Origin of the sequence: Ruegeria arenilitoris, assembly GCF_013031355.1 — a bacterium.
GTDB lineage: Bacteria > Pseudomonadota > Alphaproteobacteria > Rhodobacterales > Rhodobacteraceae > Ruegeria > Ruegeria arenilitoris_C.
Genome location: NZ_WPZO01000011.1, coordinates 111,083 through 132,371 on the forward strand (window position 1 = coordinate 111,083; position 21,289 = coordinate 132,371).

The 21,289-nt window shown below is 56.3% G+C and carries 17 protein-coding genes and 2 pseudogenes; 10 read left to right on the forward strand and 9 right to left on the reverse strand.

Annotated elements, in window-relative coordinates:
- Positions 1-12 precede the first annotated feature (12 nt).
- From GOX63_RS19885 to GOX63_RS19900, 4 genes are all read right to left on the reverse strand, one after another.
- Positions 13-1,026 carry a glutamate cyclase domain-containing protein gene (locus GOX63_RS19885; RefSeq protein ID WP_170328431.1) on the reverse strand — a complete coding sequence of 338 codons (1,014 nt, stop codon included), beginning with the start codon at positions 1,024-1,026 and terminating at the stop codon, positions 13-15.
- Positions 1,027-2,289 carry a hypothetical protein gene (locus GOX63_RS19890; protein ID WP_217356258.1) on the reverse strand — a complete coding sequence of 421 codons (1,263 nt, stop codon included), beginning with the start codon at positions 2,287-2,289 and terminating at the stop codon, positions 1,027-1,029. It lies immediately after the preceding gene.
- Complete coding sequence (locus GOX63_RS19895) at positions 2,286-3,770, reverse strand: aldehyde dehydrogenase family protein (protein WP_170546935.1); 1,485 nt, start codon at positions 3,768-3,770, stop codon at positions 2,286-2,288. The genes GOX63_RS19890 and GOX63_RS19895 overlap by 4 nt, the downstream gene beginning before the upstream one ends.
- Positions 3,771-3,888: 118 nt before the next feature.
- Positions 3,889-5,265, reverse strand: a complete 1,377-nt coding sequence (locus GOX63_RS19900) for an aminotransferase (protein WP_170546938.1) — start codon at positions 5,263-5,265, stop codon at positions 3,889-3,891.
- A gap of 106 nt (positions 5,266-5,371) precedes the next feature.
- Here GOX63_RS19900 and GOX63_RS19905 point away from each other — a divergent pair, with 106 nt between their 5' ends.
- The 3 genes from GOX63_RS19905 to GOX63_RS19915 all read left to right on the forward strand — a co-directional run bounded on the left by GOX63_RS19905 (position 5,372) and on the right by GOX63_RS19915 (position 9,040).
- On the forward strand, positions 5,372-6,298 hold the full coding sequence (locus GOX63_RS19905; protein WP_170328427.1) for a LysR family transcriptional regulator: 927 nt from the start codon (positions 5,372-5,374) through the stop codon (positions 6,296-6,298).
- Positions 6,299-6,763: 465 nt separating this feature from the next.
- Positions 6,764-7,657, forward strand: a complete 894-nt coding sequence (locus tag GOX63_RS19910) for an aldo/keto reductase (protein WP_170328426.1) — start codon at positions 6,764-6,766, stop codon at positions 7,655-7,657.
- 318 nt (positions 7,658-7,975) lie between these two features.
- Positions 7,976-9,040: a tyrosine-type recombinase/integrase gene (locus tag GOX63_RS19915; RefSeq protein WP_254436039.1), complete on the forward strand. Its 1,065-nt coding sequence runs from the start codon at positions 7,976-7,978 to the stop codon at positions 9,038-9,040.
- Between the two features lie 193 nt (positions 9,041-9,233).
- On the opposite strand, the gene GOX63_RS24165 is transcribed toward GOX63_RS19915, so the two are convergent.
- On the reverse strand, positions 9,234-9,374 hold the full coding sequence (locus tag GOX63_RS24165; protein WP_367646772.1) for a DUF1963 domain-containing protein: 141 nt from the start codon (positions 9,372-9,374) through the stop codon (positions 9,234-9,236).
- A gap of 106 nt (positions 9,375-9,480) precedes the next feature.
- Here GOX63_RS24165 and repA point away from each other — a divergent pair, with 106 nt between their 5' ends.
- The 3 genes from repA to repC all read left to right on the forward strand — a co-directional run bounded on the left by repA (position 9,481) and on the right by repC (position 13,025).
- Positions 9,481-10,716: a plasmid partitioning protein RepA gene (repA, locus tag GOX63_RS19925; protein ID WP_170329140.1), complete on the forward strand. Its 1,236-nt coding sequence runs from the start codon at positions 9,481-9,483 to the stop codon at positions 10,714-10,716.
- Positions 10,706-11,641 carry a plasmid partitioning protein RepB gene (gene repB / locus GOX63_RS19930; protein WP_170329141.1) on the forward strand — a complete coding sequence of 312 codons (936 nt, stop codon included), beginning with the start codon at positions 10,706-10,708 and terminating at the stop codon, positions 11,639-11,641. The genes repA and repB overlap by 11 nt, the downstream gene beginning before the upstream one ends.
- A gap of 199 nt (positions 11,642-11,840) precedes the next feature.
- Positions 11,841-13,025, forward strand: coding sequence for a plasmid replication protein RepC (repC, locus tag GOX63_RS19935; protein ID WP_170329143.1), 1,185 nt, complete (start codon positions 11,841-11,843; stop codon positions 13,023-13,025).
- A 99-nt stretch (positions 13,026-13,124) separates the two neighbouring features.
- Here repC and GOX63_RS19940 read toward each other — a convergent pair whose 3' ends face one another.
- Positions 13,125-14,516, reverse strand: coding sequence for an AAA family ATPase (locus GOX63_RS19940; RefSeq protein ID WP_170546941.1), 1,392 nt, complete (start codon positions 14,514-14,516; stop codon positions 13,125-13,127).
- A 453-nt stretch (positions 14,517-14,969) separates the two neighbouring features.
- Between GOX63_RS19940 and GOX63_RS19945 the strand changes: the two genes are divergently transcribed.
- Positions 14,970-15,947 carry a replication initiator protein A gene (locus GOX63_RS19945; RefSeq protein ID WP_170546944.1) on the forward strand — a complete coding sequence of 326 codons (978 nt, stop codon included), beginning with the start codon at positions 14,970-14,972 and terminating at the stop codon, positions 15,945-15,947.
- A 322-nt stretch (positions 15,948-16,269) separates the two neighbouring features.
- Here the strand turns inward: GOX63_RS19945 and GOX63_RS19950 are convergent, their stop codons facing one another.
- The gene (locus tag GOX63_RS19950; RefSeq protein ID WP_170546946.1) at positions 16,270-17,688 is read right to left on the reverse strand and encodes an O-antigen ligase family protein; all 1,419 of its coding nucleotides are present in this window, start codon (positions 17,686-17,688) and stop codon (positions 16,270-16,272) included.
- A 113-nt stretch (positions 17,689-17,801) separates the two neighbouring features.
- Between GOX63_RS19950 and GOX63_RS23690 the strand changes: the two are divergent.
- From GOX63_RS23690 to GOX63_RS19955, 3 genes and pseudogenes are all read left to right on the forward strand, one after another.
- A pseudogene (locus GOX63_RS23690) lies at positions 17,802-17,882 on the forward strand (IS5/IS1182 family transposase); the annotation flags it as partial.
- A gap of 2 nt (positions 17,883-17,884) precedes the next feature.
- Positions 17,885-18,016, forward strand: a pseudogene (locus GOX63_RS23880) (IS5/IS1182 family transposase); the annotation flags it as partial.
- A 180-nt stretch (positions 18,017-18,196) separates the two neighbouring features.
- A complete protein-coding gene (locus tag GOX63_RS19955) occupies positions 18,197-18,982 on the forward strand; it encodes a sulfotransferase (RefSeq protein WP_254436044.1) in 786 nt (261 codons plus the stop codon).
- Between the two features lie 182 nt (positions 18,983-19,164).
- Here GOX63_RS19955 and GOX63_RS24170 read toward each other — a convergent pair whose 3' ends face one another.
- Entirely contained in the window at positions 19,165-20,355 is a 1,191-nt protein-coding gene (locus GOX63_RS24170; protein WP_367647221.1) for a glycosyltransferase family 4 protein, read from the reverse strand.
- Complete coding sequence (locus tag GOX63_RS19965) at positions 20,307-21,287, reverse strand: glycosyltransferase family 2 protein (RefSeq protein ID WP_170546954.1); 981 nt, start codon at positions 21,285-21,287, stop codon at positions 20,307-20,309. The genes GOX63_RS24170 and GOX63_RS19965 overlap by 49 nt, the downstream gene beginning before the upstream one ends.
- Positions 21,288-21,289 lie beyond the last annotated feature (2 nt).

Sequence of the window (21,289 nt, forward strand, 5' to 3'; positions counted from 1 at the left end):
TCCTGTGAGTTGTCAGAGCGCGCGGCTCACGATCGTGCGGCAGAGTTCAGCCACGGCAATATGGCTTTGGCGGGGGAAACCGTCGACATTGTCGTCGACGATCCCGTGGGTTGAGTTGATCAGGCCGTTGGCGACCATGGTGTCCAACAACAAGGCTTCGCGCTCGGGCGTGTGCAGCAGTTTGGCGTTGCACGCGCGCGCGGCCATGGCGGCGGCAATCGCTGTACAGCCCCAGTTGGAACAGGCGGCCGTCACCAGCACGTCACAGCTGGTGACCGCTCCGATCCCGCCGCCACAGCCGCATTGGCAGGTGTCACCATAAGGCACATGCGCTTTCACATGGTCAGCGACCTTGCCCATGCCGATCTCATTTCCGCCGTCACCGACGGCCACCACCGGAATGCCATGCTCCAGCGCCAGATCGAACAAGAAATCCACGCGCGCACGGCCCATGCCATAGTCGATGCCGCGCATCGAGTGATAAACGCCGAATTCGTTGCGCCCGACGCGCTCGGTCGAGAAGAGAAGATCGGGGTTCAGTTCGGCCAAAAGTGTCTCGGCTTGCGCCTGACCACTTGCGTCATCGGTGGCGTAGGGCAGCACGACAATCGTGGCGAGGCTTTTGTCTGCCTTGGCAATCGCCGCCTGTTCCAGCGTCACGGGGAACAGCCCGGCAGCCTGACATGTGTTCTGGATCGCGGGCAGCAGGGTTTCTTCGCACAGCATCACGCAGGTCACGTTGCGCGCCAGAACCAAAGCTCGCGCAATTGCCGCCGCACCCGAAGGCCCGTCGTTTTCGCCCAGCTCCGGCGTGATCCAAGCTCGCGAGACCGAGCCGGTCGTCAACACAACCGTCCCGCCCTCGGGCACTGCCATCAGAGCGTCTGCGGCGGCGCCGATCAGCGAGCGGCCCTCAAGCGCGCGCGCCGCTTCGAACAGGTGCTCGACGCCGCGCTCACCCATGTCGATATTCACCAACTGGTCCAGCCGGTTATCCAGCCGGTTGATCAGAGCCGTTTCGGCCATTCAAGTGTCTCCAAACAGCGTGGCTGCAAACCAAGATTTGTCGTTCAGATGGGCCGCCGTCTGGCGCATTGCCGACATCAGACAGTCAGCTACCGCCATTGCGCCCCCGGCCCGAGCCACCGCACCCGAGGTCGGCTTAAGGCGGATTGAGACCCGCCCGCCGGGCTGACCGTGGGTATTGACCGTGACGATCCCCTTGTCCCGCAGCATCAGCATGCCGATCGCGGCGGTCACTTCAGCGGGCACCAAATCCGACTTGTCGGCACCTGCCATGCCCAGTGCGATCTCCATCGCATCCTGTTCGTCAATCTTGGGACCCAAGGCGGAACGGGTCACGCGCCCTGCCCCCAGCGCAGTTTCCAGTGCGTCCGCCAGATCCTGCCCGTCCTGTGCTTCTTGCAGCAACAGATCGGGGGTGAAGCCCTGCAAACTGCGCATCGCGCCGACAGCCACGGGGGCACGGGCCTCCATCCCCAACTCACTGGCCTTGGCCTGAACCGGGATCAAAGCCGCCGGTTCGCCACAGAGCACCCCGGCGCGCGGGCCGGACAGACCGGCCTTGTCTGCATTGGTAATCACCAGATCGGCCCCAAAAGACAGCGACGCCCCGCCACCATGCAACACCGGTCGGAACCGCGCCCCATACGCGTCATCGAGAATCGTGACACAGCCTGCCTTTTTCCCGGCGGCCACCGCGTCCCGGATCAGGTCGTCGCCCAACATTGACAGTTCCGACGTGACCGGAGTGACAACAAAGAGCGCCGGATTATCCTCGGCCAGCGCTTGGTTCACGGCCTTCAGATCATGCACCTCGCGCACCGGCACTCCGGCCAGCCGCGCCCCACGCAGGACCGATGCGTGACTGCGATCGCCTTCGGCCACCAGGGACAGCACCGGCTTACCGCCCGAATGGGCCAACACGGTCGCCACGATCCCTGCGCTGGTGCGGTTGACCACCGCTGCCGCTTCATGCCCCACGCCACCCAGATGGGCGATGGCAGCCTGACGCAATTCCTCTCCAAACAGACCGGGGCCGATCCATTCCTCGCACAATAGGGTCAGATCCTCCGGCGTAGCCGGATAGAATCGCAGATTTCCGGTGCAGATGGCGATCTTGTCGATCCCTTCCCGGGCCACGAAATCCGCCGCCACACGCCCGGCCTGGGCCAACCTGCGCACCTCGTCCGCCGAGCCCTGCAGCAGCGAACCCCGAGCATATCCCACGCCGGGGTCAATAGCGTTGCCGAACCGGTCCGTGTTCACGCGCCGCCCTCGATATTGATGGTGACGCATTTGCGATAGGTATAGGCCTCCAACGCGCCTTCGATGGAATATTCGCTGCCCATGCCCGATTGCTTGGTGCCACCATAAGACATGCCGGGGATCTGCCCGCCGCCCTGATTGACCTGAATCCAGCCCGCATCAATGGCGCGGGTCAGGCGGGTTATCCGGCTGACGTCATGTGTGAACAGGAACGCGGCCAGCCCGTAATGGGTGTCATTGGCCATGGCGATCACTTCTTCTTCTGTCTCAAAGGGGATGGCGACCATGACCGGCCCGAATACCTCTTCCCGTGCAATGCGCCAGCTGTTGTCGACGCCGGTGATGATGGTCGGGTTGGGGCAAAATCCGGCCGGGTCCTCGGTTGGTGTTTCACCGATCAGGAACGTTGCGCCTTCGGCCTCGGCCTCGGCTACAAAGGCACGGATCTCGCCATAGCGTTCGGCGTTCACCACCGCACCCATATCCACATCCGGGTCCAGCGCGTCGCCGACTTTCAGCGCTGCCGATTTCTCAGCCACTTTGGGCATCAGCGCATCCCAGACGTCCTTGTGCACGAACAACCGCGACCCGGCGGTGCAGCTCTGACCCTGACGGGCAAAACGCATGGCATTGGCAACCTGCTGAGCGGTGCTGTCCAGACGGCCATCGGCAATAGCATCCGGGAACACGATGGTCGGGGATTTACCGCCCAGTTCCAGCGTCAGCTTGGCGATGCGGTCGGCGGTGGCCTTACCGATCAGCTTGCCCACTTCGCTTGATCCGGTGAAAGACACTTTGTCGATGCCGGGATGCGAGGCCAGCGCGGCCCCTGCCTCTTCCCCCAGCCCGGTCACAACGTTGAACACACCTGGCGGGAACAGACCATCGGCCAGTTCGGCCAGTTTCAGGATCGCCAGTGGCGCGTCTTCTGCGGGTTTCAGCACCAGGCAATTGCCGGTCGCCAAGGCCATCGAAATCTTCACTGCCCCCAATTGCAGCGGTGAGTTCCAGGGGATGATCGAGCCTACAACCCCATGCGGCTCACGGGTGGAATAGCTCAGCAGACCGGGGCCAAGCGGCAGGGTCTCGCCCTTCTGCTCAACCGCCACACCACCATAATACTTCAACACCCCGGCGGCGCCCATCGCTTCACCACGCGATTGCGTCTTGATGGCGTTGCCCGACTCGGCGGCCAGAACACGGGCCACCTCTTCGGCATTCTCTTCCAAGCGACGCCCAAGTTCTGTCAGCAGCTTACCACGCTCGCTCGCAGCCAGAGAGCGCCACGCTGGCAACGCGGCACGGGCGGCAGCGACAGCCAAGTCGACCTCGGTCGACGTGCCGCGACCGACCTCGCAGATCGGGGCACGGCGCGAGGGGTTCTCGACCACCAGCCGCCCTTCGGGCCAGTGCCAGGCCCCGTTGATGTAACTTCCGGCCAAACCCGCGTCGGGCAGTCTCGGTTCCAGGTGTGTCGTCATCCCTGTTCTCCTTGGCAGGCTGAGGGCATTTCAGAAATAAGGTGCGCCGCCTGAAAGATAGGGAGACTCGGCGGCGCAGGGGTCGGATGAGAGCTTGGGCCCGACCCCGAAAAGGCGATCAGATCTTGGCGCGAACCACGGCCCAGGCGTCATCCAACGCGCCCTCGAACCGTTCGGTTGCGATGTCGATCTCATCTTCATTGATGATCAGCGGCGGCATAAAGCTCATCCGGTCACCGATCGCCCGCAGGTACAAGCCCCGATCATGGGCAAAGTTCTGCACAAGCTCACCGACTTTCCAAGCCGGATCGAACGGCTCGCGGGTTTTTGCGTCCTTCATCAGCTCAAAGCCGCAGAACAGGCCAACACCGCGCACCTCGGCCACCAGCGGATGATCGGCCATGGCGTGGCATTTCTCGAGGAATCGGGTCGAGACCTTACGGACGTGACCGACCAAGTCGATCTCATCATAGATATCCAACGCCTCAAGCCCCACGGCAGCACCCACCGGGTGACCGGCATAAGTGTAACCGTGGCCGAAGGTGCCAACCTCGTCCGAGTTCTTCATCATGTCGGCATACATCTCGTCCTTGAACATCAGCGCCGAGATCGGGAAGAACGCCGCCGACAGCGCCTTGGCACAGGACACCATGTCCGGCTCCAGACCCCAGGTCTGCGACCCCCACATGTTGCCGGTGCGGCCAAAGCCACAGACGACCTCGTCGGCAAGGAACTTGATGTCATATTTGCGCAGAACCGCCTGCATTTCCTTCCAATACCCCTCGGGCGGCATCAGCGCGCCGCCACCGGAAATGGCGGGTTCGGCGAAGAAGGCAGCCACGGTCTCGGGGCCCTCGGCAAGGATCAGCTCTTCGAACTTGGCCGCCATCCGGGCCGAGAACTCTTCTTCGCTCTCGCCGTCGATGTGGAACCGGTAGTAGTTCGGCAGTTCGGTATGTTTGAATTCGGGCAGAGGCAGGCCGAACTTGGCGTGCATATGCGGCTGGCCCGACAGCGACACGGTCGCCACTGTGTTGCCGTGATAGCCGCGCACCCGACCGATGATCTTGCGGCGGTTCGGCTCTCCCTTGGCAGTGTTGGTGTACCACAACAGCTTGATCGCGGTGTCGTTCGCTTCCGACCCCGAGCATTGGAACATCACCCGATTCATATCACCGGGCGCCATGCCGATCAGTCGCTCGCCCAGCTCCGCCACGCGCGGGTGCGAGCGGTTGTAGAAGGTGGGCGCAAAGGGCAGAACGTCCATCTGGCGTTTGGCCGCATTCGACAGACGTTCGTTGTGATAGCCCAGCGAGACACAGCCCAGACCGGAAAACCCGTCGATGATCTCACGGCCATCGCTGTCATAGATGAACACCCCCTTGCCATGGGTAATCATGGTCGGGCCTTGCTCGGCATGCTGGCGCAAATTCGACTGCGGGTGCACGTGATGTGCCTTGTCTTGTTCGATCGCGCGTTTGGCGTCAACGTTCATAGGGGATGCTCCAAATGAAAATCTGGGGCGATTTCACATTTATATTGACTGAAATTCAATTTCGAAGTTTTTTCGATTTCGTGAATCTTTTTCAGGCTACGAATCCATGAAACCTCTGCTCGATCTGCGTCACCTGCAACTGATACAAGCCATCATTGAAACCGGTCGGATCACCGATGCGGCCAAGAAACTGGGGGTTACCCCTTCGGCCCTGTCCCACCGCCTGCGCGAGGCCGAACGCCGTCTGGACGTGCCGCTGTTCACTCGCATGCACAAAAAGCTGCGGCGAACCCCGGCGGCGGATTACATGGCTGTCGTGGCCGAGCGAATCCTCACCGACCTCAGCCGCGCCGAAGAGGACGTGCGCCGCATGAATGCCAATGTGCAGCATGTAGTGCGCCTTTCGGTCGAGGCCTACAGCAATTACCGTTGGTTACCGTCCTTCATCAAATTCATGAAATCGCGCACCGACGGCATCGACATTCAGATCATGGCCGGTGCGCGCAGCGACCCTGTCAGCGGATTGTTAAACCGTCATCTAGATATAGCAGTGATGTCCGGAAATGTTACGCAAGCGGGGTTGAGCAGCCTACCTCTGTTTGAGGATCCTTTGCTTTACATCATGCCGCCTTCACACAGGCTGGCGGGGCGTGACTATGTTGAAGGCACCGATATCGTCGGTGAGCCTTTCATAACCTATACAAAAGTTCCCGAACCTGACCGAGAGTTTGCACTGTTGTTCCGCCCAACTGACAGCTATCCCAAATGGGCCGCTACGGTGGAATTGCCCGAAGCCATTGTCGAACTTGTCGCCTCAGATCTGGGCACCAGCGTCCTGTCCAGTTGGGCGTTGCAATCCGCGCTCAAGGAAGGACGTATCGTCGGCACCGGGGTGACCAAAGAAGGAATCTCGGTTCCATGGCACGCTGTGATGCGCACGGAAGACGTTGAGGAAGACGACCCTATCCACGAGGTTGCCCAGTTATTGGCGGAGTGGTGCGACCTGCCGGAGAGCGGGTTTCATATCGTGTGAATCGGATTCCTCTGATGTCACCGAGCCCTTAATTCTCGGGTATCCGCAGGCTGGCGCCACCTACGGCAAGGGTGCGGTCAGCACAACGGAGCAACTCCGCGAGTTCCGCATTTACGCCAATTTGTGCGATCGCGTGTCTCGCGGCCGCCAGAAATTCTGGTTTAGCTGTGCCGTCGGATTTTCTCGCTGGGAAACGGTGCTTCTGTGTTTCGCCGTCATCTTCGCCGGTTTGGGTAAACTGCCTGAAAGATGGACCAAATGATCCAGAACGTTACGTAGCCCAGGGAATGCCATGCGCAGCCCTCCCCCAGCGGGCGGGCAGATTACGCTCTCCAAAATTTCGCGACACAACCAGGCCCATGCCGATCAAAGGCCAAAGACAAACTTGCACTCGAGAAAAGCATGTGACCGCTAACAGTTTATATGATAGGTGGCCGCTTCCACCACTGAGCAAGGCGAGTTGACATGGAACGCGTAGAAATTTCACCCGGCCTATCACTGTCCCGTCTGGTATACGGAATGTGGCGCGTTGCAGACGACAGCGATCGATCGCCAGCACATGTGCAAGCCAAGATTGAGGCTTGCCTTGCTCAGGGGATCACCACGTTAGATCAAGCGGATATTTATGGGGATTACGAAGCCGAGGCTGTTCTTGGTGACGCATTGCGAGGCAATCCATCTTTGCGCGACACAGTCGAGATTGTTACGAAATGCGGCATACTGCTCAAAAGTGGCAAATACCCCGACCGGCGCGTGAAACACTATGACACGTCCTCCGCACACATCATCTCATCGGTCGAGCAATCTCTGAAAAAAATGTGCACCGATCATGTTGACCTACTGCTGGTCCACCGCCCCGACCCCTTTATGGACGCAGCAGAGACAGGAGCTGCTCTGGACGGGCTTGTGAACGCAGGAAAAGTCCGTGCGATCGGAGTTTCAAATTTCACTTACGCAGACTGGAGCTTGCTGCAATCCGCGATGCAAACCAAACTTGCAGTCAACCAAATTGAGATCAGCCCACTTCATCCCACACCGTTTCTGGACGGCACCCTTTCCTGGATGCAGCAAAATGGGGTCAAACCAATGGCGTGGTCGCCGCTGGGAGGCGGTCGCCTGTTCAAAGACGACGGCGTCGAATTGCACGCAGTTCTTGAGCGCATCGGCACCAAACACAACGTCGACATCAGCGCCGTGGCCATAGCGTGGCTGCTTGCCCATCCAGCAGGAATTCTGCCTGTTCTGGGCACAAACAATCTTAATCGGATCGGCTCTCTCTCAGATGCAACCAAGGTGGAATTAGACCGGGAAACCTGGTTCGAAATACTGTCAGTTGGCATGGGCAAAGAAGTACCCTGAACTTTTGATCTGAACTCTTGGCGGCGACTTCAGGGAGCGCCGCTTCAGCCGTTTGCCCAATTGGCAGGCTAGTCGACCCGCCATCGCAAGCTACGCAACATTAAGACGAAATTGCGACAGAGACCCGTCAAAGCAATTTGGCGCGTTCAAGGAATGTGTGATGCGACTGTTTTTTGTAACCTAGATTATCCTCTGCCCTTTTTACGAGCATTATTAGCCATTTTTGACCATTACATTTGCAATCCTGCTTAGCTGGCTTTAAACGCGATAAGTACTGCTTATCATGTTTGATTGAAATTTGCCGCAAGGCGGTGCAAAATGCGCCCCATGACAGCCCCTGCGCCCTATCTCCCCGCCGCCTCCCCGACCTTGTCGCAAGCCGACCAGGAGGCCTTGACCGATCTCTATGTGCGCGGGACGCCGGCCAATACGCTGCGCGCCTATGAGCGCGATCTACACTATGTCACAGCGTGGAAAGCCACCCGCTTTGGAAAGGCGCTGCGCTGGCCCGAAACGGAGGCCACGGCGCTGGCCTTTATCCTCGATCACGCACGCGATCTCAACGATGCCGCCCCCGAGGATATCGCCCGGCAGGTGGCAGAGGGGCTGATCGCGCAAGGGCTGCGCAAGTCCCTCGCCTGCCCTGCCCCCTCGACGCTGGACCGGCGCATCGCCTCCTGGCTCGCCTTCCACCGGATGAAGAACCTCCCTTCCCCGTTTGACGCGCCGCAAGTGAAACAGGCGCGTGCCAAGGCAAGACGCGCTGCCGCCCGCCCCCCGGCCCCGAAATCGCAGCACCCAATCACCCGGGACGTGCTGGAACAGCTGCTGGCCACCTGCCGAGGAACGCGCCGCGATTGCCGCGACCGGGCTTTGCTGATGCTGGGCTGGGCCTCGGGTGGTCGGCGGCGGTCGGAGATTACCGGGCTGATGCGGGAGGACGTGTCGCTGAAGGAATTCGACAAGTCAGGCATGGTCTGGATGTCGCTGCTGGAGACCAAAACCACCATTAAGGGCGACACGCCCCGGCTGGTGCTGAAAGGCCGGGCGGCTCAGGCACTGGTACACTGGATCGAGGTTGGCGGCATTGAGGATGGGCACCTGTTCCGTCCCGTCTCCAAGGCCGACCGGGTGCTGAAACGTCGCCTCTCCCCCGACGCCATCGCGCAGATCGTCAAACGCCGGTTGAAACTGGCCGGGTTGCCGGAAAATTTTGCCTCACCGCACGGGCTACGGTCCGGCTTTCTGACCCAGGCCGCCCTCGACGGCGCCCCGATTCAGGCCGCCATGCGCCTGTCGCTGCATCGCTCCATGGCACAGGCGCAGAGATATTATGAGGACGTGGATATCGCAGAAAACCCGGCGTCGGACCTGCTGGGATAGATTGTTCTAAAACGAATGGAAGCAATCCAACCCGACCAGCAGGGGCAAAGAGTAGCTAAATTTATCCGGACCCTACCCAGACATTGGGGCGCAGCCTCGTGCTCGCCACCCAGTTGAGGTCTGATCCGGTAGAGGGCAGGATAGTACGTTAAGCAAACTACTCGGCCAACTTCACCACTATTTTCCTCTAGCGTCAGTGGCCGTCTATCCATGCTTCGACCGAATTGAATCGACTGCGCCGAAGGTCTCGGTCTTTGATCGAGACATAAAATGCACCGATGTCCCCCCACCTCCATCCCAAGGCGCGATCTGACGCGAACTGGAACAGCAGGATATGGAAAAAACACTTGCAAGAATCGCAGCTTACACTGCATTAATTACGGAAAGCAGTGAATAAAACGGCCTAAAGCGTAACAACAAGGTGCCGAATGAGGGCAGTGATGGAGCAAGCAACCGCAGGGGTCCCCGTATCGGAGGCCCAGAAATCGAGCCACAACAAGGAACGGATCGACCTGCTGGTCGGAGATCACGCCCGGCGCCTGTCAGAGCGATTGCAGGCGCATCGCGCGCAGTTATTCCCTCCGGATGCCAGGCGGTCCTTGCGTAAGTTCACATCCGGAGAAGCGGCAGAGTTGCTGGGCGTCAAGGACGCCTATCTGCGCAAGCTTCATCTGGATGGCAGAGGACCTTCGCCCGAAACCCGGGCTGGTGGGCGGCGCTATTACTCGCCCGAGGATATTCAGGCTCTGCGCGAATTACTTGAGGCCGGCGCCAAAACACCCGGCACCTATCTGCCCGGACGGCGGGAGGGTGATCATCTGCAGGTGATCACCGTGATCAACTTCAAGGGCGGGTCGGGCAAGACCACCACAGCTGCACATCTGGCGCAGAAAATGGCGCTGGACGGCTATAAAGTGCTGGCCATCGACCTGGATCCGCAGGCCAGCCTGTCGGCCCTGCACGGATTCCAGCCCGAGTTTGATCTGCTGGATGGCGGTACGCTTTATGATGCGATCCGCTATGACGATCCGGTGCCGTTGCGCGACGTGATCCAGCAGACTTACTTTACCAATCTCGACATCGTTCCGGGCAATCTGGACCTGATGGAGTTTGAGCACGACACACCCCGCGCGCTGACACAACGGGACGGTAATCTTTTCTTCACAAGGATCGGCGATGCGCTGTCTTCTGTGGAGAATGATTATGACGTTGTCGTCGTGGATTGCCCGCCGCAACTGGGGTTTCTCACCATGTCTGCCCTGTCGGCGGCCACGGCCGTTCTGGTTACGGTGCATCCGCAGATGTTGGACGTGATGTCGATGTGCCAGTTTCTGCTGATGACCTCGAACCTGCTGGGCGTGGTCAGCGAGGCCGGGGGAAATATGTCATACGACTGGCTGCGCTATGTCGTGACGCGGTACGAACCCGGCGATGGGCCGCAGAACCAGATGGTCAGTTTCATGCGGTCGATGTTCGGCGATCACGTGCTGAACCATCCCGTGCTGAAATCTACCGCGATCTCTGATGCCGGGATCACCAAGCAGACCCTTTATGAGGTCGAAAAGGGGCAATTCACCCGATCTACCTATGAGCGCGCGATCGAAAGCCTGAACGCAGTGAATGGCGAGATCACATCCCTGGTCCAATCTGCATGGGGACGTAGCAATGGCGCGTAAGAATCTGCTTAAGGGGCTGATGGAGGCCCCCCCCGCCCCGGTTTCTGATGATTCCCCCTCGCGGGTTGATGTCGCCAAACCGCGATATGCTTCGGGTGCGATCGGGGCAGTCAGCCAGTCAATTTCGGATCTGAAGTCACGCGCGGTTCAAGAAATTGATCCGCGAATGGTTGATGATGGTGGCCTTCGCGACCGCTTGGAGGAAACCGCTGGCCTGTCCGAGCTGGTCGAGTCGATCCGGGAATACGGTCAGCAGGTGCCGGTGCTGTTGCGCCCCAATCCCAATGATGGTGAACGGTTTCAGGTTGTTTATGGCCGCCGCCGGGTGGCGGCGCTGCGCGAGTTGGGTCAGCCGGTCAAGGCGTTGATCCGCGTACTGGACGACCGTGCCGTCATTCTGGCACAGGGCCAGGAAAACAGTGCCCGGCGCGATCTGAGTTTTATCGAAAAGGTCAACTTTGCTCGCCAGATGCAGGAAATCGGGTATGAGCGCAAAGTGGTCTGCGACGCGCTGCACGTTGATAAGACCCTGATTTCCAGAATGCTGTCAGTATCCGACCGCATTCCAGAGCGGGTAATTCAGGCCATCGGTGCCGCCCCGTCAGTAGGCCGGGACCGATGGCTGAAGCTGGCTGATTTGCTGTCGCAGGATAGGATGCAAAGCGCCATTGAGGCTGCACTGGGCGAAACATCCGATGACCGGTTCGAGGCCGTTCTGGCCGCTCTCACCCCCCGTAATCCCCCTACTCCAAGAATGGAGACGCCGTTGGAAAGCGCGGATGGTGTGGTGCTGGGGCAGATGCGGCGCAGCGGCAGCAAGACGGTTCTGACCCTGAACTCCAAAACGACCAAGGGGTTCGAGGATTGGCTGGCTGAGAATATTTCAGAGCTTCATCACCGCTGGAAGACCAGTCGGAATGAATAGCCCCGCGCAAGCGGGATAATAGTGGATCAGCGACAAGGAGGCACGAAACAGGCAGGACGCAAAGAAAAGACCCCTCAGAACCGAAGTTCCAAGAGGCCTGAATTGGTGATTTAGCACCTCCGATTTTAGGGCTTTGAGTTGACAGCTGTCAACTGGCGTCGAGTCCGGCGGGTGAAAAAGTTTTGTCTCGTGACAACATATGGAACACATTACAACGACGCCCTTTGGGCGGCGGCCGGTGACGGCTGGTCTGATCGAACAGATAGCGATCATGCAGACTGCGCCCGAGGTGGCTCATATCGATAAATGGGAACTGCTGCGCGACTTATGCACGGCCCGGCGCGCCTTTGGGGTAACGGACCGGGATCTCTCGGTGTTGAACGCGCTGGTTTCATTTCACCCGAATACAGCTTTGTCAGATAATGACAGCCTGATTGTTTTTCCGTCGAATGTAGCGCTGTCTGAGCGCGCGCACGGTATGGCGGAAAGTACTTTGCGCCGGCATCTGGGCGCTCTGGTCCAAGCAGGCCTGATTGCCCGCCACGACAGCCCCAATGGGAAGCGCTATGCCCGACGTGGTGCGGATGGAGAAATCGTCCGTGCCTTCGGCTTTGACTTGCGCCCCCTGCTGCATAGCGCCGTTCAGATCGCCGAATCCGCCCGACAAGCCCGTGCGGATCAGGCGCGTTTGGCCACCGCACGCGAAAAGCTGTCGCTGCTCAAACGCGATGCGCTGAAACTGGCCCTTTATGGTCAGGAAAATGCCCTGCCCGGTAACTGGGAGGCATTGCTCGCTTCTCTGCTGGAGGTCCACAAGCAGATGCGCCGGAAACTGGACCTGGAAGAACTGGCGGATCTCGAGGCTCGTGCCACAAGTATTTTGCGGGACATCCAGGGGCTGCTGGCGACAAAGACAGAAGAAATGAGCGGCAATGACAGTGAAATTGAGCGGCTCTATCAGAATTCAAAACCAGATACCTTAGAATCTGAACTCTGCCCAGAAAGGGACAAAGGCGGCGGGGGTGCGGACCCCGAACCGGTCAACGTTTTGCCCCGGGTCCCCTTGCCGCTTATCCTGAAAGCCTGTCCTGATATCCTGCCCTATTGCGAACGAAATCCGCGTGAATGGCGTGATCTTATAGTAGCCGCCAGCTATGTTCGGGGCATGATGGGGATCAGCCCGTCAGCCTGGCAAGAGGCTCAGGAGCTTATGGGGGCCGAAGTTGCTGCTGTGACCGTGGCTTGCATTCTTCAGAGATTTAGCGACATCAACAGCCCCGGTGGGTATCTGCGGACTTTGGCAGGCAAAGCGGCAGTCGGAGAGTTCTCTCCCGGGCCGATGGTGATGGCGTTGCTGAACGGAGCAAACCGTGCTGCTGCCTGAAGAAAGGCGCGCCAGACAATCAGTTTTCCTTGAGCCTTTCAGAGGCAACCGGTCAAAGTTGACAGCTGTCAACTGGGCGGCTGATCCCGTTTGGAACGCTTATGACTGATTACTGACTGTTTCCTCGGCGGCCAGTTCGTCACGACGCCATGCACCAAGAAGCAGGCGTTTGAAGCCAGCATAGGTTGCGTCGAAGGTCGAACGCCCCCGCGCGTAGGCCTCTCTGTTGAAATCCCGGTAATCGGTTTCGTAGATACACGCTGCCTGCTCGTCTGCCTGCCCAATAAGGGGCGTGAAATCCTGCCGATGGGGGGAAAGCACTGTTCCGAGACTGGTTTGCATGAGGGCGGCAATTTCTGCTTGTTGGCCACTGTCAAAACGAGTGACCACTGCGCGCACAGCATCCCATTCAAAACTCAGCCCTGCATGTCCCAGCGCCTGAGCGGCGGCATTCTCGGCTTCTTCAATCGAAGCAAAGGTCGTATGCAGCATGTCAAAAAAACGGCCAGTGGCTTCAAGCTCAAGAAACGACGCGCCTGTGGGCACTAGCAAAATATCGGCAGCAGTCAGCGCATTGATCGTCAGATTCCCCAGAGAGGGAGGTGTATCCAGCACCACAAGGTCGTATTCCTGCAGCACCCCATCTACTTCCAGTCTGTCCGAGAGCGCATCCCACAGCCTCCAGGCCCGCGTTTGCGTGCGCCAAATTGGCAGCTGAAACTCGGACCAATACAAATCCAGTTGAGAGCCTATCAGATCGATGTTCGGCCAGTGGGTGTGCTGGACGATGTCTTGTGTAGTCATCTCAATGGCCTGGGCTACGGTGTCGTCAAGGGGCAGGGGGGCCTCGCCACGATCCAGGCGTGATTGGTTGTCCCGTCGCAAGTGGTCGCCGTAGTGGCGGGCAATCAGGGGAAAGACGGTTTTCCATTTATCCTCAATCTGCCCTCCGAAGATCGAGGTCATCGATCCCTGACTATCGAGATCAACAACCAACACCTTGTAACCATCCAAAGCCGCAGACATCGCCAGATGTGCCGCAGTCGTGGTCTTGCCCACCCCACCCTTGAAATTGGCTACGGTGACCATCTTGGCGGGCAGGCCGGGCGGGCGGTAGGGCAGGTAATCGCGAAGTCTACTGCCTTCGGCTGCGAAATGAGTCCGCAGGCGCAGCACCTCGTCGAGGGTGAACCATTTTGCGCCGCCATCGGTTTCTGTCAGCCCCTGTGGCAACTGAGGATTCTGGCGCAGTACTCGGCGGAAATGGGCAGGAGCAACGGGGATGAGATACTTGGTGATTTCCCAAGTCGAGAAACGGCGCAGGGTCTTCTGCTCGGTTGCAACGTGTCTGCGGCCTGCAATGATATTCCATCCGTTGCGACATGTTGCTGCGATCTTTGCGAGACCTTCTGTATCGATAGGCGCATCCATGTTTGCCAGCGCGTCATCAGGTGAAATGCCTAGATAGGGAACTTGACCATCAATACCCATCGATACCTCCATGTATCACGTTTTTCATAGAGTATCACAAAACACGTAACATGGAATGTATTTCGAACTTTTCCTTCCTTTTTATAAGAAAACAAGGGGATTTTCTGGCAAATAGTCGTGTTGTTTGCCTTTGGCGCCTGCTTAAGGTGTTAAAATTTGGTTATTATTAGTTACACTGGTAAGTGACATTGATAAGCCTTTGAAAAAATTATCTTTTTTTGACATTTTGTGATCAAGATGACTCTGATCCCCCGATAAAATGACTCTGATCCCCCGAAGGACCGACTCCGATCCCCCGATCTGCGAGGGCAAAAGACTATACCTGAACGCAGCCTGTGGATAACTTGGGTGTCAATGAAACGACGAATCCATTTCCCGGGGAAACAGAGCAGTGCTTCCCTGACTAAAAATGAAAAAAATACATAGTTCCGCAAATGGGGCACGGAGAGGCAGATGACTACAGGCACACCTGCGGCAGGTCCAGACGATTTCTTTGTATGCGATTTTTTTGCGGCCAGTCCGAAACACGATCTGGCATCGCTGGAGCATCCGCTCTTTTCATTGGCGACGCGCCCCGACCGACGCATTCTGAATTACACCCACAATGATGTGGCGGTGACCGTGACGCCCTCGGTCAAGGGGCGTGCCACGATCTTTGATGCCGACATCCTGATCTTCTGCATCAGCCAGTTGATGGCGGCGCTGAACGCGGGCCGTGTGGTGTCGCGGCAGCTTACGCTGACGGCGCATGATTTGCTGTTGGCGACAGGCCGCGAAACCAGCGGAGATGCCTACCGCCGTCTGAAGGAGGCTTTCGAGCGGCTTGCCGGGACACGCATCACCACCAATATCGTCACCGGAGAGCGCGAGATCACGACCGGCTTTGGCCTGATCGAACGCTGGGAGATTGTGCGCAAAACCCGGGCAGGGCGGATGGTTTCGGTCAGCGTAACCCTTTCGGAATGGATTTACCGCGCGGTGATGGCCCGTTCGGTTCTGACCCTTAACAGAGGCTATTTCGAGCTGCGCAAACCGTTGGAGCGACGGCTCTATGCGTTGGCGCGCAAACACTGCGGGCAACAAGCGAGCTGGCGTGTGTCGGTGGAGGTGCTGTTGAAGAAATCAGGTTCCGCCTCGCCCCGCCGCGTTTTTCGAGCCATGCTGCGCGACATCATGGCCCGTGATAGCCTGCCTGAGTACCAGTTTAGGGAGGAGCCAGGAGACATTATCGCCGTCACGCGTCGCGACATAGTGGTGGACGAAGTTGCGGGGCTCGCGCTTGCGCCGGAGACGCTCGACGAAGCCCGAAGGCTAGCGCCAGGCGCTGATGTCTATGCGTTGGAGGCGGAATGGCGGCGTTTTGCTGCACGTCGTCCACCAAAAAAAGCTGATGCAGCCTTCTTAGGTTGGTTGCGTAAAAAGGCTATGTAGTCGCAGCTGGGCTACTTTTGGCGCTCTCTTCACTTGTGATCAGTCTACCTGTTGCTTGTGAGAACTGATGGCCCTGAAGGCTGCTCATCCCGGACTGCAGTGTTCTGACAAAGGGTTTGCTGGCGCATCTAAATGTTTAGCTGCGGACAGCAGGCCTTGGATGACATTTATACAAGGTCTGAGTGATGGGCTGATCCGACATCCGTCCTAGGATCGCATGAAAATACTTGCTGCTACACACGTCGGTTCCGTAGGGCAATTTAAGTGCGCACAGGTAATCTGGCAGAAAATGTCGGGGCACGTTTGTTGACGTAACTGGCTTTCAACGCACTATACTTTCCGTGATTTTTTTCCCCGCCAAACTTCGGTGCGCGAGGCCCGTGCCGCTCGCCAGGTTTCCGCTATGTACACCTCTGTCCAATAGCCTAAAGCGATCAAGTGACGCCACCAAGGCCACGACGAAGAATAAGAGCATTGCTCCTCTGGAATGAGAAATCGCTCCGTGTGCAGAGGCGAGCCATGGAATAATGCCGACAACGACTAGAAATAATGCTTGTGCAAATGCTCGTGAGAGTGTGCCTCTCTTCGATTTGGTCATGGTAGCTGTGAAGAACAAGATCTGACAAATTAACACTGTATAAAGTAAAGCTGCAATCATCCCGTATGAGTAATAGGCTATTGAAAATACAGAATGTGTGGCTTTTCCCCTTTGCTGCGAAGCAATTGGGCTGTTTGCATATCTTATCGTAACGCCTTCGCCTAGGAATAAAAATCTTGGATGCTCGATGACGTGTTCGAAGGGCTCAGTGTATGAGTACAACCTTTCATGTTCTCCAACGCCAGCAAGCTCAGAATTAAATGTGGCAGTGGTACGGTTAACAAGCCTGTCGAAAAAGAAGAGGCTAGATCCGACTCCGATTGAAAAAATAACGATGGCAAAAATGGCAGCAGGGAAAAGAATTCCACGTCTTACATGGTTTAAGCCCCACAGAAGACCGACGAGTATAATCAAAATTGAGCCAGCAATTGCACCGCGGGAATAACTCATCAGCACAGCAAACGGGGCCATCAGACAGCTGAGCATTGCAATACCGCGCATCACCCCAATTTTTCCGGGCCACCGCAAAAGCAATGCGGTTAGGGGCCAGCAAACATTTACAAACGCCGCACTAAGAATAGACACTCCAACGAGAGACTGCCCGCGAACGCCTACGTCTCTTGCACTTCCAAACTTGTCAACAACTCCTCTCCAATTGGGATCAAGGAAACTATTGGACATCACCCCGTTAATAACAAAGCTACGGGTTTGCGGAAGGGAGGTCATGACCATGAGCAATGATGTGAAGAGAACGGCCAAAGCAAGAGCCTGAAGAACCAAGAGAAGATCCCAAGGCGTTCGTATGAATCGAACCGTTAAGGGAAATACAAGAAACGCAATTACGGTCCTAAAGGATTGGTAAACTGCCTCAAAAAAATTTCCGAAGGTGATCATTCCCATCAATTCGCTAACAAGCGCGATTGGCAGTATGATGCTCAACAAAGTAGCGTAGCGTACAGTTTTTCTACATGACGGCGGAGCCCGGCGAGGCGCAATAACCACCAAGAACATAACGAAAACATCTACCAGATAAATGGGAATAGGGCCCAATCGAAAATTGGCTTTGGGTATCGTGAATAAAATCAGAACAAAAAGAACAAAGAAATAAACTCCTCTCGTGCGTTCAGATAATGATGAAGACATCGATCAAAAACCGAAAAATATCCTAGATAGATTGCCCAAAGGCACCGAAACGAGCGAAGTCGTCCGATCACTCAGCTACTCCTCAATGTTCGGACAGTTTCCAGCTTAGGGTCATCCCCGGTCGAAAACAACGGAAGACTCCCGTCAAACGCGACAAGCGTCGATGCAAACGCCGCAACAGAATTAAGATCATGTGCGCAAACGGACGCTGAGTGTGAACACCCCCTATCGCGGCGGCAATGGCTCTTTGAGCTTGCTCATCTACAGCATGGGGATCAAGGTCCAGGGTGAAGGCGAGCGGAACGCGCGCAAACATGGCGGCCCCAAATCAACCTCAATTTGGTGTTCACAAACAAAAAGACCGATCTTACAGTGCGAAAAATTGGCCTCCGAAAACGGTCCGCGAACTATATCTCCATGCATCCGGCCAACTTTTGATATGGTATGTAGTATGGTGCCGACAGTTAAACTCACACGGAGTGACATATCGATTATGATTCTGAAAAAAATGAAGAGTTTTAGAAGGTTAATAAAATCAAAAGAAATTAGAAGAAGGATAAAATATTACTATTTCTCTCCTGACCTATCAAGGTTTTTAGATCGAAACGAGACCTTATTGTATCAACACCTTGCAGAGAAAAACCAGGCAAGGAAGGGTTACAATAAAGTGTTTTGTATTGGTGCGAACAAGACAGGAACCACCACCCTCGAAGCTGTGTTTCGCGAACTCGGGTTCAAAATGCCGGACCAACGGGTACAAGAGAATTTGCTGACCCACGTTTTGGTTAGTGGTCGGTATGAGGTACTTCGAAAGTTCGTTGCGAGATACGATGCCTTTCAAGACGTTCCGTTCTCACATGAGGAGCTTTACATCGCTCTAGATGCTTTATTCCCTAACAGCAAATTTGTTTTGACGCTGCGAGATCCTTCCGACTGGTACTTGAGCTTGGTCAGGTTTCACAAGCAGTATTTTGGTTTTGAGAATATAGAAGAAGCTGGACCAGATTTTTGGGAAGGGAAGAGAGGAAATTACTGGTTAGAGTCAAACAAAAGACTGGTAACTTGCGTGACTAACGGTCGTGAGACTGTGGATTGGAATCTGCTGTACGATCGCGATCACTGCATTTCGAGATATACAGAACGCAACGATCGGATAATCAGATATTTTCGACAAAGACCGAACGATCTTTTGGCGATTGATATTACAAAGACGACGGATACAACAGAGATTTGCGCGTTTCTGGAGTTTGATGCCGACAAAGTCCAGAAAACCCCTCATTTGAACGCTAGCTGAAGTTTGGAAGGCCAAGAGTTGATTCTTGGCGGGAAATCGCTTCGAACACCAGAGCGACTGTGAAGCATTATTCAAGTGCGCGCCCTGTCTTTGAGGTGAACTAGCTCAAAAGCCAGTATTTTCTGTACATCAACGCTGGTTGCCAAGGTATGCTACGGCTTTATCAACATCACAACGCCAGTTCAGCGCCTCACATTAGCAAACACGTCCCCTAGTTCCACGGCGCAGTCATCCCATGAAAACAGGCCAGCGCGTGCCAGTCCCTGTGCGATTTTTACTTCTCGAAGAGACGTATCCGTGCAAATGGATTGGATGGCTTCAGCAATCTCGATGTCATTGGCGGGATCGACCAGCAAACCCGCCTCTCCGGCTACTTCCGGCAGTGAGGACATGTTCGATGTGATCACTGGTACACCCGAAGCCATTGCCTCCAATACCGTCAAACCGAAGCCTTCATAGAGCGACGGATGAATATAGAGCGATGCGCGCCTGTAAAGTGCGCGCAGTTGGTCGTCTCTTACATAGCCCAGCAGGTGAACGCGGTTCCGCAGGGTGCCGTCATCCAACTCCTTCAGTACGACTTCAGTTTCCCATCCATCAGCGCCAACCAGAACGAGGTGATGGTCAATCTTGTCTCTTACCTTTTTTAGGGCGCGTATGACGCCCTGCATATTCTTACGCGGACTTATCTTTCCAGCTGTCAGAATGATTGGAATATCGTCGGGCGGCAGATCAAGCCCTGCGAGACAGGCCATATCACTTGGCTCGAAGAATTCCGGCGAGACTCCTTCCTTGATCACACGAATCCGGTTGGCCACATGTGCACCGAGATATCCCTCGACTTCGTTGGCGGTAGAGTCCGAAACGCAGATGATTGCATCGGCCCGTGCTTCGGCTTGCCTCAAGCTCCTCTCCATGATCCAAGGCTTGTTGTTGGAGAAATACTCGGGATGTGTAAGCGGCCCGAGATCATGTACAGTTACGACATAAGGCTTTCGCGTGGACACTGCATATCCAAGTGAAACTGCATGCACCACGTCTACAGTGCCACCAATCAGTCGCTCCAGTGTTGGAATATCGAGGAAATGCCAAGCCAAGGGTGTCAGCCTTCGCCCTAGTTTGACTAACTCAAGCCCTGTGTCCCTCTGCAGCGCAGACAGTCTCTCAGGGGGCAGGGAGGACCAAGCCGCTACGGGCCGAATGGAAAGATCATCACATTTGCGCAAACCCTTATATATTTCATGAGCATAGCGCGCGATTCCGTGGCCCTCAGCACTAGCAAACTGGTTGGAAAAATACGCAACATTTAGCACTAAATTTGATCCTAATGGCTTTTGATCGACAGAAAGGTCCGACCGAAGATACGGTTCCACCCGACATGAAGACGCTTTCGAAGACCTGCTGGCAAGAAAATCCCCAAAAGAGCTGCATAACTATCAGGTTCAAGCGGCCATGTCAGAATTGAGCGCATGTGATATCCAACGGCCTGAACCGGTGCATCCATATGATGATAATGCACGCGGCCTGCACGCCTGTAGTAGGATGCCAGAGCGGCTTGGCGGATACGAAATGACTTAGTCGCGCGCAGAGATGCATATTTTGCCAAAATTGTTTTGTAAGCTTTGAGTTCTCGTGTGGGATCCGTGATCGTGCGCGGCCCGTCGTGACTGCGCAAATCTGTCAAAGCTTCTGGAGTAGCCCCAATTTTAAAATCCTTGGCTATTCGGATCCACATGTCCCAGTCTTGGCGGGCTTGCAGGCTGGTATCAAAACAGCCAGCCGTTTTGAACACGTCTCGGCGTATAACGTAACAAGACGTCGGTGCCGTCACATCGGACACCAACAGAGCATCTAAAAGATCACCGTGCGGATAGGAGCGTACGGGCACCTCGGCAGGGTCGTCCGATCCAATAGCAACTTCACGGACACCACAATAAACAGCGCCAAATGCCGGATTGGATTTCAACACTGCAATTTGCTTTTCAAGCTTTTCGACTGCCCAGACATCGTCACTGTCCAAAAAGGCGATCACATCGCCTTTCGCTTCCTCAATCCCATGGTTGCGCGCAACATTCCCACCCGCATTTTCCTGTCGGACATAAGTAACCGAGATGCCTTGCCCTGCTTTCTCGCCCCAGGATTTAACAACGCTTTCGGTATCGTCGGTTGAGCCATCGTCCACTACGATAATCTCGTCGACAGCGTGAGACTGCGCCGCAACGCTATCCAATGCATCAGTGATCAAATGCGCCCGGTTATAGGTCGGGATAACCACAGAGATACTCGAGGGGCTTGCGACTTCCATCA